12 protein-coding genes are annotated in these 15,602 nt (G+C 73.3%); 7 read left to right on the top strand and 5 right to left on the bottom strand.

Annotation, left to right across the window (positions count from 1 at the left end; genetic code table 11):
• Positions 1–124 precede the first annotated feature (124 nt).
• A complete protein-coding gene (locus tag ACFYNO_RS01960) occupies positions 125–853 on the top strand; it encodes an exonuclease domain-containing protein (protein WP_388003614.1) in 729 nt (242 codons plus the stop codon).
• Positions 854–875: 22 nt separating this feature from the next.
• Here the strand turns inward: ACFYNO_RS01960 and ACFYNO_RS01955 are convergent, their stop codons facing one another.
• From ACFYNO_RS01955 to ACFYNO_RS01945, 3 genes are all read right to left on the bottom strand, one after another.
• The gene (locus ACFYNO_RS01955) at positions 876–1,904 is read right to left on the bottom strand and encodes a polysaccharide deacetylase family protein (RefSeq protein WP_388003611.1); all 1,029 of its coding nucleotides are present in this window, start codon (positions 1,902–1,904) and stop codon (positions 876–878) included.
• A 167-nt stretch (positions 1,905–2,071) separates the two neighbouring features.
• Positions 2,072–3,001, bottom strand: coding sequence for a phosphotransferase enzyme family protein (locus ACFYNO_RS01950; protein WP_388003608.1), 930 nt, complete (start codon positions 2,999–3,001; stop codon positions 2,072–2,074).
• Between the two features lie 96 nt (positions 3,002–3,097).
• Positions 3,098–5,299, bottom strand: coding sequence for an MMPL family transporter (locus ACFYNO_RS01945; RefSeq protein WP_388004305.1), 2,202 nt, complete (start codon positions 5,297–5,299; stop codon positions 3,098–3,100).
• A gap of 575 nt (positions 5,300–5,874) precedes the next feature.
• On the opposite strand from ACFYNO_RS01945, the gene ACFYNO_RS01940 reads away from it, so the two are divergent.
• The 3 genes from ACFYNO_RS01940 (at position 5,875) to ACFYNO_RS01930 (ending at position 10,434) form a co-directional block, all read left to right on the top strand.
• Positions 5,875–8,043 (top strand): MMPL family transporter, encoded by a 2,169-nt coding sequence (locus tag ACFYNO_RS01940; protein ID WP_388003605.1) that lies wholly within the window; start codon positions 5,875–5,877, stop codon positions 8,041–8,043.
• Positions 8,044–8,369: 326 nt separating this feature from the next.
• Positions 8,370–8,576: a cold-shock protein gene (locus tag ACFYNO_RS01935; protein WP_388003602.1), complete on the top strand. Its 207-nt coding sequence runs from the start codon at positions 8,370–8,372 to the stop codon at positions 8,574–8,576.
• A gap of 160 nt (positions 8,577–8,736) precedes the next feature.
• Positions 8,737–10,434 carry a DEAD/DEAH box helicase gene (locus ACFYNO_RS01930; protein WP_388003599.1) on the top strand — a complete coding sequence of 566 codons (1,698 nt, stop codon included), beginning with the start codon at positions 8,737–8,739 and terminating at the stop codon, positions 10,432–10,434.
• Positions 10,435–10,474: 40 nt separating this feature from the next.
• On the opposite strand, the gene ACFYNO_RS01925 is transcribed toward ACFYNO_RS01930, so the two are convergent.
• On the bottom strand, positions 10,475–11,335 hold the full coding sequence (locus tag ACFYNO_RS01925) for a helix-turn-helix transcriptional regulator (RefSeq protein WP_388003596.1): 861 nt from the start codon (positions 11,333–11,335) through the stop codon (positions 10,475–10,477).
• A gap of 110 nt (positions 11,336–11,445) precedes the next feature.
• Between ACFYNO_RS01925 and ACFYNO_RS01920 the strand changes: the two genes are divergently transcribed.
• Complete coding sequence (locus tag ACFYNO_RS01920; RefSeq protein WP_388003593.1) at positions 11,446–12,465, top strand: gluconolaconase; 1,020 nt, start codon at positions 11,446–11,448, stop codon at positions 12,463–12,465.
• Positions 12,466–12,550: 85 nt separating this feature from the next.
• On the opposite strand, the gene ACFYNO_RS01915 is transcribed toward ACFYNO_RS01920, so the two are convergent.
• The gene (locus ACFYNO_RS01915) at positions 12,551–13,276 is read right to left on the bottom strand and encodes a G1 family glutamic endopeptidase (RefSeq protein ID WP_388003590.1); all 726 of its coding nucleotides are present in this window, start codon (positions 13,274–13,276) and stop codon (positions 12,551–12,553) included.
• 226 nt (positions 13,277–13,502) lie between these two features.
• Here ACFYNO_RS01915 and ygiD point away from each other — a divergent pair, with 226 nt between their 5' ends.
• Together ygiD and ACFYNO_RS01905 are read left to right on the top strand one after the other, a co-directional pair.
• A complete protein-coding gene (gene ygiD / locus ACFYNO_RS01910; RefSeq protein WP_388003587.1) occupies positions 13,503–14,366 on the top strand; it encodes a 4,5-DOPA dioxygenase extradiol in 864 nt (287 codons plus the stop codon).
• 145 nt (positions 14,367–14,511) lie between these two features.
• Positions 14,512–15,591, top strand: coding sequence for a winged helix DNA-binding domain-containing protein (locus ACFYNO_RS01905; RefSeq protein ID WP_388003584.1), 1,080 nt, complete (start codon positions 14,512–14,514; stop codon positions 15,589–15,591).
• Positions 15,592–15,602: the final 11 nt, after the last annotated feature.

Below are 15,602 nucleotides of genomic sequence, written 5' to 3'. Positions count from 1 at the left end.
TGCTTCGCATCCGTCCCAGGGGCCCGGAGCAGCACCCTGGGCGATCCACTGTCACAGGTCGCGGCCATCATGGGACCCGACGGAACGACAGGGGGACGTCGACTTGGGACGGAGAAGCGCTGGTATGGGCGAGCTTGAGGCGGGTGCGGCCCCGCCGTGGTGGCAGGGGCCGCTGGTCGGATTCGACCTGGAGACCACCGGGACGGACCCGGCGCAGTCGCGGATCGTCACGGCCGCGCTGGTCGAGGCGGCCGGCGGGGAGCCGGTGCGGACCAGGTGCTGGCTGCTCGACCCCGGGGTGCCGATACCGGAGCAGGCCCGGGCGATCCACGGCATCAGCGACGAGCAGGCCCGCCGCGGCCGGCCGGCCGCCGAGGCGGTGGAGGAGATCGCGGTCGCGCTCTGCGAGCTGCTGGGCCGGGGCACGCCGGTGGTGGCGTTCAACGCGCCCTTCGACCTCTCGCTGCTGGACGCCGAGCTGCGCCGGCACGGCCGGGCGCCGCTGGCCGACCGGCTGGCCGGGGAGCTGGTCGCGCCGGTGCTGGACGCCCTGGTGATAGACCGTGCGGTGGACCGCTTCCGCAAGGGCTCGCGCGGCCTGCAGCGGGTCTGCGAGGTCTACGGGGTGGAGCTGTCCCAGGCGCACGACGCGGCCAGCGACGCGCTGGCGGCCGTGCAGGTCGCGGTGGCGCTCGGCCGCCGCTACCCGGAGCAGGTCGGGCGGCTGACCCTGGCCGAGCTGCACCGGCAGCAGGTGCACTGGTACCGGGAGTGGGCCGAGGGCCTGCAGTCCTGGCTGCGGGCCGGCAAGGACCCGCAGGCCGTGGTGGACGCCCGCTGGCCGATGCACTGACGGCCCGTCGGGGGAGGGGCCGTCAGCCCGCCGGGAAGTCGAAGGTGTAGCCCTGCTGGACCAGCCAGGGCAGCAGCTGGCCCAGCGCGGCGACGGTCTCGGAGCGGTCGCCGCCGCCGTCGTGCATCAGGATGATGCCGCCGGGCTTGAGCTCCTTCTGCACGTTGGCCAGGATCTGCGGCACGCCGGGCTTGGCCCAGTCGCGGGTGTCCACCGTCCAGCCGAGCGGGCGCAGTCCGTCCTGCACGGCTATCTGGCGGTTCTCGGCGCTGAAGTCGCCGCCCGGGGCGCGGAACCAGCTGACCTGGGTGCCCGGGCCGCCGGCGGTGGTGATCATGTCCTTGGCGGCGTCGATCTCGTAGGTCTGCCGGTCGTGCGGCAGGGTGTGCATCGGCTGCGGGTGGTGCACGGTGTGGTCGCAGAGCCGGTGGCCGTCGGCCAGGATGCGCTGCACCAGGGCCGGGTTGGCGGCGGCCTGCGGGCCGATCTCGCAGAAGGTCGCCTTGGCGTGGTACTGGGCGAGCAGGTCGAGGACCTGGCCGGTGGCCTTGCCGGGGCCGTCGTCGAAGGTGAGCGCGACGGTGCGGCCGCCGGTGGCGGTGCCGTAGACGATCGAGCTGCCGGGCGCGTCGGGGGCCGGGCGCGGGGCGGCGGCGGTGGTGGCCGGCGCCGGGCCGGTCGGGGTCGAGCCGGTGGGGGTCGAGCCGGAGGGAGCCGGAGCGGTCGGCGTGGCGCTGCCGGAGCCGGAGTCGGACGGCGTGCCGCTCGGGTGCGGGGTCGGCTTGGCGCTCGGTTTGGCGCTGGGCTTGGCACTCGGGCTGCCGGGCGTGGCCGCAGCGGTGCCCGGGTCCGACGGGGCCGCGGCGCTCGGGCCTGCGCTGGGGCTGCTGCTCGGCAGGCTGGTCGCCACGGCGCTCGGCGAGCTCTGCGCGCTGTCGCCGCCACCCTGGGTGGCCGGGCCGCAGGCGCAGGCGAGGGCGAGGGTGAGCGCCGCCGTACCGCCCAAGGCGGCACGGCGGAGCAGCGTGCGGTGGGTGCCGAGGACCGGCATGCGGCAGCTCCTGAGGTCGGACCAGCCGCCCCCGGACGGTCGCGGCTGCTCCCTACGACGATGGCCGCGCCGCCCTCAGTTCCGAAATGCTGAGAGGATTGTGAGAGCTATCTCACGCCTCCTGGGAGAACCGTGAGAAGCCCTGTCCCCGCGGGCGTTTGCGCAGGTCAGAACGCGTACCAGCGGGCCGAGCGGTCGCCCTCGCGCAGCGTCGCCACCCGTCGGCGGAACTCGGCGAGCGCGCGCTGGTCGCCCGCCACCCGCTGCGCCAGCCAGGCCGCGCCGGCCGTCTCCCGGGCACCGCTGAGCACCGGGTAGCCGGCCCAGTCCCGGACGTCCCATCCGTAGCTGCGGGTGAACGCCAGGTAGTCGGACTCGGGCACGCCGTAGCGCTGGTGGCCCAGGGTGAGGACCACCAGGTCGTGCTCGCGCAGGTCGTCCGCGGCCGTCTCCAGGTCGATCAGGACCGGGCCGTGCGGACCGAGGTGCACGTTGCGCGGCAGCGCGTCGCCGTGGATCACGCCGGTCGGCAGCATCGGCACCAGCTCGGCCATCGCCGCCTCCTGCTCCTTGCGGCGCTGCAGCAGGAACTCGGTGTCGGCCGGGTCGAGCACCCCCTCGCCGGCCCGCAGCCAGCGCGGCACCGGGTCGAGCAGCCTGCGCCGGGGCAGCGGCCGGTCCAGCGGGGGCGGGCCGGGTAGCAGGTGCAACGCGCGTAGCAGCGGCCCCAGGTCGGCCGCGGTGGCCGGGCGGACCTCCGGGGCCAGCCGGTGCCAGAAGGTGACCGGGTGGCCGGCGGCGGTGGCCACCCGCTCCGGCGGCTGCTCGACCAGCCCGTCGGCCGGCCGGCAGACCGGGATGCCGGCGTCGTCCAGCCAGCGGGCCACCGCCAGCTCCCGGGCGGCCCGTTCGGCCAGCTCCGGGTGCCGGCCGACCTTGGCGACCAGCTCGGGCGTGCCGAGGTCGAAGACCGCGTTCTCGCCGAGGGCGAGCAGGCGGGCGCCGCCCGGTTCGGGGAGGCCGAGGGATGCGCAGGCCAGCGCGAGCAGATCGCGGGCCCGGTCTTCGTCGAAGCGCGGTTCGAGGGCGGCGTGCATGTGGACGAACCTACCGGCCGTTCCCCCGATGGGGAACGGCCGGTGGGTCCTGCGCTGAGGAACCGTCAGATGATCACCGGTTCACCACAGTCTCCGTCATCGGGCGACGAGCTCCGGGCCGGTGGTCGAGGGGTCCGCGGTGCCGGTGGCCGGCACCTCATCGTGGCCCAGGTCGGGCAGCCAGGAGAGCCAGCTCGGCAGGTACCAGTTGCGCTCGCCGAGCAGGGTCATCGCGGAGGGCAGCAGCACACCGCGGATCACCGTGGCGTCGACCAGCACCGCCACCGCCAGGCCCACGCCCATCTGCTTCATGGACTGCATCGACAGGGTGCCGAAGACCGCGAAGACCGCCACCATGATGATCGCCGCGCTGGTCACCACGCCCGCGGTGGAGCGGATGCCGTGCGCCACCGCGTCCCGGGTGGACTCGCCCCGGTCGTGCGCCTCCTTGATCCGGGAGACCACGAAGACGTGGTAGTCCATGCTCAGGCCGAAGAGGATGACGAAGAGGAAGAGCGGCACCCAGGACTCCACCGCGCCGACCCCGGCGGTGCCCAGCAGCGAGGCGCCCACGCCGTGCTGGAAGACCAGGGTGAGCACGCCGTAGGCCGCGCCGACCGAGAGCAGGTTGAGCAGCACCGCGGTGATCGCGATGCCCAGCGAGCGGAACGAGGCGAGCATCAGGAGGAAGGCGAAGACCACCACGAAGGCGAAGACCGGCAGCATGCTGTTGGTCATCTGCTCGTTGAAGTCGTGCGAGGCGGCGGTGTTGCCCGTGACCGGCGCCTGGGTGCCGGGCACGGTGAGCAGGGTGTGCGGCACGACGTCGTCGCGCAGCGCCTTGAGGGCGTTGGTGCTGGTGGTGTCGTTGCCGCTGCCGTTGAGCGGGACGTCGATGATGGCGACGTTCTGCTCCGGGTGCAGGGTGACCTCGATCGGGCCGTGCATCTGGTGGGTGGCCAGCGCCCGGGTCTGGAAGTCGGCGATGGCCTGCTTCATCTGCGGCGAGTTGATGTCCTCGGCCTTGACCACCACGCTGGCCGGGGCCGGGGCGCCGGGGAAGGCCTGCTCGATCCGCTCCGAGGTCTGCACCAGGGCGTTGCCCTTGGGCAGCAGCTGGTTGAAGGTCAGGTTGGCGGTGTGCATGCCGAGCAGCGGGCTGGCCAGGGCCAGCAGCGCGGCGGTGGCCAGCACGGTGGCGGCCAGCGGGGCGCGCAGCACCGGGGTCAGCACCGCGTTCCAGATCCGGCTGCCCTGGGCCGGGTCCTTGGCCTTGAGCTTGTGCAGGAACGGCACCCGGCCCTTCTCCACCCGGTCGCCGAGCATCGAGAGCAGCGCGGGCAGCACGGTGACCGAGCCGAGCACCGCGGTGATCACCACCACGATGGTGGCGTAGGACATCGCCTGGAAGTCGGCGATGCCGGTGAGGAACATGCCGGCCATGGCGACCACCACGGTGACGCCGGAGACCAGCACGGCCCGGCCGGAGGTGGCGGCGGCGATCTTCAGCGCGGTGGCGGCGTCGCGGCCGGCGGCCCGCTCCTCGCGCTCGCGGCGCAGGTAGAAGAGGCAGTAGTCGACGCCGACGGCGAGGCCGACCAGCAGCATCACCGAGCTGGCGTCGTCACTGGTGTGCAGGAAGCTGCTGCTCAGGGCGGTGAGGCCGCTGGCGGCGATGAAGGCGGTCAGCGCCAGGCCGACCGGCAGCACGGCGGCGACCAGGGCGCCGAAGGCGATCAGCAGGATGCCCAGGGCGAGCGGCACGGCGGTCCACTCGGCGCTGGAGAAGTCGTTCTTGAACTGGTCGGTGATCCACTTGTTGGCGCTGCCCTCGCCGAACTCCTCGATCCGCAGCGCCGGGTTGCTCTTCTGGACCCCGGCCACCGCGTTCTGCGCGGCGGTGACGTTGCTGGCGGCCTGGTCCTTGTCGCCGGGGAGGTTGAACTGGACCAGGGCGGAGTGCTGGTCCGCCGAGATCGCCTTGGTGTCGTAGGGGGAGCGGACGTCGGCGACCTTGCCGGTGCCGTTCAGCGCGGTCACCACCTGGTCCACCGCGGCCTTGAAGGCGGTGCTGTCGGCGGTCTGGTCGGTGCTCTGGACCAGGACCGTCTCACCGGCCGGGGTCTTGATCCCGGCCTGGTCGAGGATCTTGGCGGCCTGGGCGACCTGGCCCGGCATCGACTCGGCGTCAGTGATCTTGTGGCTGCCGGCGGCGCCGCCCAGGAAGGCGGCCAGCACGACGAAGAGCAGCCAGCCGAAGACGGCGGTCTTGCGGTGGCGGGCGCTCCAGGCGCCCATCGCCGCGGCCAGGCCTGGCCTGGACGCTCGTCTGCGGTTGGCGCGGCGGGTGGTGGACACTGGACTCTCCCCCAGGGACACGGTGCGGAAGGACGGCGGCGGTGCGGGGTGGCCGCGGAGCGGTTTCCGGGGCCGCAACTGACCCTAGGGAAGCCGCAGCTGACGGGTAATCCGGCCAGCGGGTGAGTCACCCCTGGGCTTTCCCCCAGGGGTGGGGTGGGGTTTACCCCACCCCCGGCTCCACCCTGGGTACGGGGTGGACTCCACCCTGAGGGGGAGGGATCTCCACCCGGGGGACGAGGTGAAGGGCCGTTCCGGCAGGTGAGGATGGTCCAGGGCACCATCAGGGCCTCAGGGGGATCGTCCACGAAGTGGGCTGGAGTCCGGCTCGAGGAGCGGTAGAACTCGCTTGCCGGGCGGCCGGTAAGTTCTCGTATGATGCTTCCCTCAGCACACTTACCTGCCGACCGGCTAAGACCGTGGAGACCGAAGCGGATCGAGGCCGACCATCCGTCGCCCCCAGTGCCCCCGTCCCCAAGGGCTGCGGTGAACCATGCCAGGAGGCATCGCACAGCATGTTCCACCGAATCGGACAATTCGTCGTCAAGCGGGCCTGGTGGGTGATAGCCGCCTGGGTGGTCGCCGTCATCGCCCTGGGCGCCAGCGCGCCGAAGCTGGTCAGCTCGAACGACGAGAGTGACTTCCTCCCGAAGAACTACGAGTCGATCGTCGCCTCCAGCCTCCAGCAGCAGGCCTTCCCGAACGCGTTCAACCCGAACGCGCTGCTGCTCTTCGAGCGCACCGACGGCGGTCAGCTGACCGACCAGGACAAGCGGGACATCACCAAGGTGACCGACGGGCTCACCGCGGAGAAGATCCCGTACGTCCAGACGATCGTCGCGCCCTCCGACAAGTCGATCTCCAAGGACGGCAAGTACGCCCTCGCGCCGGTCGGCTACGCCAAGGACGCCCCGCAGCAGTCCACGGACAACACCAAGAAGCTGCGCGACGACTCCAAGAAGCTCGTCCAGGGCACCAGCCTGAAGGTGCAGCTCGGCGGCCAGGCCGGTCAGCAGCTGGACCAGGCGGACTCCTCGAAGACCGCCGACACGCTGATCTTCCTCGGCAGCTTCCTGCTGATCGTGGCGATCCTGGCGGTCATCTTCCGCAGCGCGATCATCTCGGTACTGCCGCTGCTGCTGATCATGGCCGTGATCATGCCTGCCAGCAATTCGCTGATCGCCGACGCCACCAAGCTCTTCGGGCTGAAGGCGAACGACACCATGTCCGCGATCCTGATCGTGGTGCTGCTGGGCGTCGGTACGGACTACTTCCTCTTCCTGATGTTCCGCTACCGGGAACGCCTGCGAGCCGGTGAGCCGCGCAAGGAGGCCATGGTCAACGCGATCGGCCGGGTCGGCGAGGCGATCGCCTCCGCGGCCGGCGCGGTCACCGTCGCCTTCGCGGTGCTGATCCTCTCCAGCCTCGGCCTGTTCAAGGCGATCGGCCCGGCGCTGGCCATCGCGGTGGTCACCACCGCGCTCGCCTCGCTCACCCTGGTGCCCGCGGTCTTCTCGGTCATCCCGGAGCGCGCGCTCTTCTGGCCGGGCAAGAAGTGGATGCACGAGAAGGACGGCGCCCGGTTCGCGGCGCTCGGCCGGGCGACCCAGCGCCGCCCCGGTCTGGTCGCGGCCCTGTCCGGCGGCCTCCTGATCCTGCTGACCCTGGCCTCGCTGGGCTACAAGGGCACCTTCGACCTGGCCTCCGGCTCGATGCCGAAGACCAAGGAGTCGATGGTCGTCCAGAGCGCGATGATGAACGCGTTCTCGGCCGGCGCCGCCGACCCGTCGCAGGTCTTCCTGACCTCGACCAACGGCACCCCGCTGGACAAGGGCCAGTTCGACGCCTACACCCACGCGCTCGGCCAGGTGAAGGGCGTCTCCGAGGTCGGCACCAAGCCGCAGGAGAGCAAGGACGGCCTGACCGCCAACTTCACCGTCACGCTGAAGGACGACCCGTCCTCCAACGCGGCGCTGGACACCATGGGCGGCCTGCGCGACGCCGCGCACAAGGCGGCTCCGGCCGGCACCAAGGCCGTGGTCGGCGGCCAGACCGCCGTCGAGGCGGACATCAACGCCGCGATGAACCACGACTACCGGACGGTCTTCCCGATCGCCGCGGTGCTGATCATGGTGATCCTCGGCCTGCTGCTGCGCAGCGTGGTCGCGCCCTGGTACCTGCTGGCCTCGGTCGGCCTCGGCTTCGGCGCCACCCTGGGTGCCACCAGCCTGGTCTTCCAGCACCTGGACAACCAGCCCGGCATCATGTTCATGCTGCCGATCTTCATCTACCTCTTCGTGGTGGCGATCGGCACCGACTACAACATCCTGATGATCGCCCGTCTGCGGGAGGAGGCCCGCGAGGGCCGCGACCCGCGCGAGGCGGCCTACCAGGCGATCAAGCACGGCGGCCCGACCGTCGGCTCGGCCGGGTCCATCCTGGCCGCCTCGTTCGCCACCTTCATGCTGGCCGGCAACGTGCTCTTCAGCGAGATCGGCTTCTCGATCGCGTTCGGCATCGCGATCTCGGCCTTCGTGATGGCGATGTTCTTCACCCCCGCCCTCACCGCCCTGCTCGGCAAGGCCGCCTGGTGGCCCGGCCACCAGGAGCCCGAGCCGGTCGCCGCCGGCGAGTGGACGGAGCGCGACGAGATGGTCCCGGCCCGCTACCGCAGCGCGGAGTAGCCGGACCGGCAGCACGCGCGGCGGGCCGCCCCGGGGGTTTCCCCGGGGCGGCCCGCCCGTTCCCGTCAGCCCACGTTCACCTGCGGTTTCGCCTTGATCGGAAACGAGCCGAACCGGCCGAAAATTATCCGATCATCCGGGCTGCCCCCGTGCTACAGTCGAACCAGTTGCAGTTTTGGTTCCCATGAACGTTTGTGTGCGCCTGCTGGTAATCAACCAACAGGCGCATTTGTTTTGTCCGGCAGGTCATCTCCGGATGGGGATCGCGGCGACGCGAGGGTCACGCAGTGTGGCTCTCGTAGCCCCAGGTATGTGAGGAAACGGTTATGGCTACCGGCATCGTGAAGTGGTTCAACTCCGAAAAGGGCTTCGGCTTCATCGAGCAGGAGGGTGGCGGCCCGGACGTGTTCGCCCACTACTCCAACATCCAGGCGAACGGCTTCCGTGAGCTGGTCGAGGGCCAGAAGGTCGAGTTCGACGTCACCCAGGGCCAGAAGGGCCCGCAGGCGGAGAACATCACCGTCATCGGCTGACCAGCGCCTGCTGGACACGCGTGACGTGGCGAAGGCCCGCACCGCACGGTGCGGGCCTTCGCCCATGCCGCCACATCGGCCGGGGCGGCGAATTCTTCTCCTGGCGGCCGACCCAAGGCTCACCCCCAGTGGTGACCGCTCAGGACGGAGTAGTACCCGTATGACCGAACAGTCCCTCCCCCAGCCTTCGGCCGGGGGGACCCCCAGGACCGCAGGCCGTGGCCGCCCCCGCACCGGCGCTCCCCGCACCGGCGGCTCCGGCGCCCCCCGCACCGGCGGCCAGTCCCGCCCCCGCGGCGGCGGCGCCGGCCGCGGACCCCGCCCGGCCCCCGCGGCCGCCGAGTTCACCACCGTGACCGGCACCCCGGCCCGCCCGCCGGCGGAGAGCTTCGCCGCGCTGGAGATGCCCAGGGCGCTGCTCTCGGCGCTCACCCGGGAGGGCGTCACCGAGCCCTTCCCGATCCAGGCCGCCACCCTGCCCGACTCGCTGGCCGGCCGCGACGTGCTCGGCCGCGGCCGCACCGGCTCCGGCAAGACGCTGGCCTTCGGCCTGTCGCTGCTCGCCCGCACCGCCGGCCAGCGGGCCGACGCCCGCCGTCCGCTGGCCATGGTGCTGGTCCCGACCCGCGAGCTGGCCCAGCAGGTCACCGACGCGCTCACCCCGTACGCGACCGCCGTCAACCTGCGGATCGCCACCGTGGTCGGCGGCATGTCGATCACCCGGCAGGCCAACGCGCTGCGCCGGGGCGCCGAGCTGCTGGTGGCCACCCCGGGCCGGCTGGACGACCTGATCAACCGCCAGGACGTCTTCCTCGACGAGGTGCGGATCACCGTGCTCGACGAGGCCGACCAGATGGCCGACATGGGCTTCCTGCCGCAGGTCACCAAGCTGCTGGAGCAGGTCGTCGAGGGCGGCCAGCGGATGCTCTTCTCCGCCACCCTGGACAAGAACATCGACCGGCTGGTGCAGCGCTTCCTGACCGACCCGGTGGTCCACTCGGTGGACCCCTCGGCGGGCGCCGTCACGACCATGGAGCACCACGTGCTCCAGGTGGACCCGGCCGACAAGGCCTCGACCACCACGCACATCGCCTCCCGGGACGGCCGGGTGATCATGTTCGTGCACACCAAGCACGGCGCCGACCGGCTCGCCAAGCAGCTGCTGGCCAACGGCGTGCGGGCGGCCGCGCTGCACGGCGGCAAGTCGCAGCCGCAGCGCAACCGCACCCTGGACCAGTTCCGGGACGGCCGGGTCAGCGCGCTGATCGCCACCAACGTCGCCGCCCGCGGCATCCACATCGACGGCCTGGACCTGGTCGTCAACGTCGATCCGCCGATCGACCACAAGGACTACCTGCACCGCGGCGGCCGCACCGCCCGGGCCGGCGAGTCCGGCACCGTGGTCACCCTGGTGCTGCCCGAGCAGCGCCGCGACATGGCCAAGCTGATGACCACCGCCGGCATCCGCCCGACCACCACCAAGGTGCGCCCGGGCGATTCCGAGCTGACCCGGATCACCGGCGCCCGCACGCCCAGCGGCGTCGCGGTCACCATCGCGCTGCCGCCGGCGCCCGAGCCGGCCGCGCCCGCCGCCAAGACCGGCGGCAGCGCCGGCGGCGGCAACCGCCGCCGCAGCTCCGGCCCGCGCAGCAAGCTGCCCACCGACGTGGACATCAACGGCAACCCGAGGCAGCGCCGCCCCAAGCAGCGGCTCGGCGCGGGGGCCGGCTCCGGCGAGGGCGGGTCGCGGATGGCGGCCGGCTTCATCGGCAAGACGAGCGGTTCGGCCAAGCCGGGCAGCGGCTCGAAGAGCGGCTCCAACTACGGCACCGGCCGCCAGCGGCGCACCGCGCGCTGACGGTCCCGCAGCACGGCCCCGGCCGCCCCCTGACCACGCGTCAGGCGGCGGCCGGGGCCGTTTCGCCGGCCGTGAGCAGCGGCAGCCTGTCGGCGGTCTCAGCGTCGCGCGGCGACAGCACCACCAGCTGCAGGGCGTCCGGCGCCACCAGCACCACCTGGTCGAAGCGCAGCGGCCCCAGCCTCTCGTGCAGCAGGTCCTTGGCCGCGCCGGCGCGGTCCTGCACCTGGTGCTCGTCCAGCCAGGCGTCGGCCTCGGGGAAGTGCTCGCGCAGCCGTCGCAGCAGTGCGGCCACCCGGCGCCCGGCCGCCGTGTCCTGGCCGCCCCGGGCCGCGTAGGTGGAGCGCAGGTGGGCCAGCAGCCGGCGGGCGTGTTGCTCCCAGTCCACCGTGCGGGCCCGGCCCGGCAGGTGGGCGAAGGCGATCCAGGCCAGGTTGAGGTCCTCCGGCTCCCAGGCCGGGAAGTCGAAGAGCCCCTCCGCCGAGGGGTTCCAGGCCCGCACCGCCCAGTCGGCGTCGATCAGGAAGGCCGGCGCGGGCGACTGCGCGTGCACCAGCCGCACCAGCGCGGCCGGGACCTCCACGGTGTCCGGCAGCGGCCGCGGCGCGGGCATCGCGCCGGAGAGCCGGAACAGGTAGTCGCTCTCGGCGGTGTCCAGCCGCAGGGTGCGGGCCAGGCTGCCCAGCACCTCGGGGGAGGGGTTGATCTCCCGCCCCTGCTCCAACCACGTGTACCAGGTCACCCCGACCCCGGCGAGCACCGCGATCTCCTCCCGGCGCAGCCCCGGCGTGCGCCGCCGCACGCCCGGCGCCATGCCGACGTCGGCCGGCGTCAGCCGGGCCCGCCTGGTGCGCAGGAAGTTGGCCAGCGCGTCCCTGCGGACCTGCTGCTGGTCGGACATCGTGGTTCCCCCTCAAGCTGGCAGTACGACTACCAGTATCGCCACGCACTGCTGCGCCCGCCGTTCCCGTTCGAGGCTTGGAACCGAACGGAAGAGTGGAGGAACCGCAGATGACGGGCAATCAGTTCAGCAGGCGGACCGCGCTGGTGGCCGGCCTGGCGGCCGCGGGCGCGCTGGTCGCGGCCGGGCCGGCGGCGGCCGCGGCCTCGGGCGAGGGGTACGGGCCGGTGCTGCACGGGCACGGCGAGGACCTGCACCCGGAGAGCGCGGGGTGGGACCCGGCGGGCCGCCGGTTCGTGATCAGCTCGCTGCACCAGGGCACGGTCAGCACGGTCGGGCCCGACGGGGTGGCGCGGACCCTGGTCGCGGATCCGGAGCTGGTCTCCGTGGTGGGCCTCAAGGTGGACGCCGCGCGCGGCCGGGTGCTGGCCTGCAACGCCGATCCGGCCGGACGGTCGGTGCGCAGCACCGCCGCCACCCAGGGCCGGGTCTCCGGTCTCGGCTGCTACGACCTGGCCGGCGGGCGCCGGCGCTGGTACACCGACCTGGCGGCCGTCGCCGGGGACGGCGGCCCGCACCTGGCCAACGACGTGGTGGTGGCGGAGGACGGCACCGCCTACGTGACCGACTCCTTCGCGCCCGTGGTCTACCGGGTCGGCGTGGACGGCCGGGCCGAGGTGCTGCTGCGGCTCGACGTGATCGGCGCCGGGCCAGGGCAGTTCGGCCTGAACGGCATCGTGCTGCAGGGCCGTCAGCTGCTGGTCGGCACCTACGCGACGGGCGCGGTCTGGCGGCTGCCGCTGGACCGCGCGGGCCGGGTGCGGCCGCAGGACGTGCGGCCGGTGATCGCCGACCGGCGGCTGCTCGGCCTGGACGGCCTGCTCGGGGCCGGGCCCGGGCGGATCCTCGGGGTGACCAACACGCTGGGCGCCGCGACCACCGACCAGCTGGTCGAGCTTCGCTCCACCGACGGCTGGCGCACCGCGCTGCCGACCGTGCGCAGCTGGCCCGACCCGGCGCCGACCGCCGTCACCCGCGGCCCGGGCGGGCGGCACTACGTGCTGTCGGGGCGGATGGACGTGCTGCTGGGCGGGGGGCTCTCCGAGGAGTTCACGCTCCGCCGGATCTGACGGAGCGCCAGGAGTGACAGGAGCGACAGGAGCGACAGGTGCGCCGGGGCGGCCAGGCGGGGCCGCCCCGGCGCGGGGCCTGCTACTACTCCGTCAGGTAGGTCTCGGTGAAGGCGGTGCCACCGCTCAGGGCGCTGGTGCGGGCCTCGTAGGCGCCGTTCGAGGGGTCCATCGCGACCGGGCTGTAGGAGCCCAGGGAGGCGCCGTTGACCGTCGCGTTGGTGAAGTGCAGGGTGCCGAAGTTCGGGTAGGCCCCGGTCGGCGACTCGATGATGACCTCGGCGCTGACCCGCTGCGCGGAGAGGGTCTTGGTGGTGGTGTAGGTCCAGCCCCGGGTGGAGTCGTTGAGCTTCAGGGTGTACCGGTTGCTCCCGGCGTAGGTCACCGAGGCGTTGATGGTGTCGCCGGCCCGGACCGGGTAGGAGCTGGTGCTCAGGTAGACCGGGTTCGCCGGGTACATCTCGTACCAGGCCTGGTCGACCGGGCTGCCGCTGGAGCAGTCGGTCGCGACGCCGGTCTGCTCGACGGAGGAGGAGCCGTACCCGTCGATGCCGACCCACGGGGCGTAGAGGTCGTTGGAGGAGTTGCAGCTGGCGTTCGGCTCGGTCCAGCTGGCGGAGACCGAGGTGAAGCCGCTGCCCTGGGCGGCGTAGCCACCCCAGTTGTAGCCGTTGATGTTGTAGCCGCTGTGGCTCAGCGGGCGGAACGCCAGGCCCTGTGCGGCGGCGGCCGCGGTGGTCGGGGCGATGGGGGCGGCGATGGTGGTGATCGCGGCCGCGAGGGTGGCGACGCGTATGGCGAACGTGCGCACGCTTGCTCCTTCGTGGGGGACGAGCAGGATGCCCAGGGACCCGCCCCAGTGGGGGTACTGACTGGGGGCGAGGGAGTACAGGATGACCTATTGTCATGAGCCGGGCAATAGTCCGACGGACATTTCAGTGCGCGCGCAAACGTCCGAGGGCTGACGCGGTGTCGCGCCGGGCGGACGGTGGACCGGTTTCCTATCGTCGGAGCTGACGACGCGACAGGAGTGACCCATGAGCACCGCCCCCGCCCTGATGCCCGCCGCCTTCCTCGGCCACGGCAGCCCGATGAACGCGATCGAGGAGAACCGCTACACCGCCGCCTGGCGCGCCTTCGGCGAGGCTGTGCCGCGCCCGCGCGCCGTGCTGGTGGTCTCCGCGCACTGGTACACCAACGCCACGGCCGTGACGGTGATGCCGCAGCCGCGCACCATCCACGACTTCTACGGCTTCCCGCAGGAGCTCTTCGACGTCCAGTACCCGGCGCCGGGGCTGCCCGGGCTGGTGGACGAGGTCAGCGAGGCCGTCAGGCCCACCTGGGTCGGCGCGGACGGGGACAGCTGGGGCATCGACCACGGCACCTGGTCGGTGCTGCGGCACGCCTTCCCCCGGGCCGACGTACCGGTGGTGCAGCTGAGCATCAACGCCGACCAGCCGCTCTCCTACCACTTCGACCTCGGCCGGCGGCTGGCTCCGCTGCGGGAGACCGGGGTGCTGGTGGTCGGCAGCGGCAACGTGGTGCACAACCTGCGCGGCCTGGACCCGCGCCAGCCCGAGCGCGGCTTCGCCTGGGCCGAGCGGTTCGACGACAGCGCACGGGAGTTGATGACGGAGACCCCGGAGGCGGCGCTGGACCTGCTGGGGCACCGGGACTACGGCTACGCGGTGCCGACCCCCGACCACTTCATCCCGCTGCTCTACCTGGCCGGGCTGGCGGCGGAGGCCGGGCGGGGGACGGACGTGCTGGTGGACGGGTACAGCTTCGGCTCGCTCTCGATGACCGCGTACACCCTGGACGTCAACTGCCCGGACGGCGGCGGCAGCGGGCCGGCCGCGGGGATGCCGGAGGGGGTGCCGGCGGAGGGGACGAACGCGTAGGCGGCCCGGGTACGGTGGCCGGGCCGGGCTGCTTGGCGGTCGGCCTGCCGCCCGGTCAGGCTGCCCGGAAGGCGGCCAGAGCCTCCTCCTCGGCGCCCTCCCGAGGCCGCCGCCGCCACCCGAGCAGGAACGGACGGACCGTCAGATGACCCGTCAGCAGAGCCTCAGCCTCCGCACCGAGCGCGCCCGTTCCCAGGCGCTGGCCGGCGGTGTCCGGGAGGCCGGGGTGGCGGCCGTGGTCCGCCGCGTCTTCGCCGTGCAGGCGCAGGACGCCACCGCGGCCGGCCTCGGCATCCGGGTGCGCGGGCGGGAGATCACCGCCGAGGGCGTCCGGGCCGCGTACGAGGACCAGCGGAGCATCGTCCGCGGCTGGCTGATGCGCGGCACCCTGCACACCGTTCCCGCCGAGGAGTACCGCTGGCTGCTGCGGCTGCTCGCCCCCCGGCTGCTGGCCGGCACCGGCCGCCGCTACGGGCAGCTGGGCCTGGACGACGGGCTGCGGCAGCGGTCCGACCGGCTGCTGCGGCGCGCCCTGGGCGAGCACGGGCCGCTCACGCGTATGGAGTTGACGGAGCGTCTGACCGCCCTCGGCGTCGCCCCGGAGGGGCAGGCGCCGATCCACCTGATCCGCCATGCCGCGCTCGGCGGCATCCTCTGCCACGGGCCGCGCCGGGACGGCGCCGCCACCTACGCGCTGCTGGACGACTGGCTGCCCGCCGACCAGCCCGGCCGGCCCGAGGGGGAGGCCGCGGTCGCCGAACTGGCCCGCCGCTACCTCGCCGCGCACGCGCCCGCCGCCGTCGAGGACTTCGCCGCCTGGTCCGGGCTGCCCGTCGGCTGGGCGCGGCGGGCCTGGGCGGCACTGGCGCGCGCCGGGGCGACGGCCGAGTACGGGACGCAGACCGTGCCCGCCGGCTGGACGCCCGCTCCCCGGGACGCGTCGGCGGCCCCCGACGTCCGCCTGCTGCCCGCCTACGACGGCTACCTGCTCGCGTACCGCACCCGCGAGGAGTCCGTCCCCGGGCCCCAGCAGGCGCGGGTGTGGCCGGGCGGCGGGGTGATCCGGCCGACCGCGCTCGCCGACGGCCTGGCCGTCGCCACCTGGAGCAGGACCGGCGCGCGGGTGGTCGGGATCGAGGAGTTCGAGCCGCTGCCGTCGGCGGTCGCGGAGGGGTTGGCGGTGGAGGTGGCTGCCGTGGGCCGCTTCCTGCGGGCGGAGGGCTGACGGGGGCCGGC

This window comes from Kitasatospora sp. NPDC006697, from assembly GCF_042869935.1.
In the GTDB taxonomy this organism is placed as follows: Bacteria; Actinomycetota; Actinomycetes; order Streptomycetales; family Streptomycetaceae; genus Kitasatospora.
This window is presented reverse-complemented; position numbering and strand designations above follow the sequence as displayed.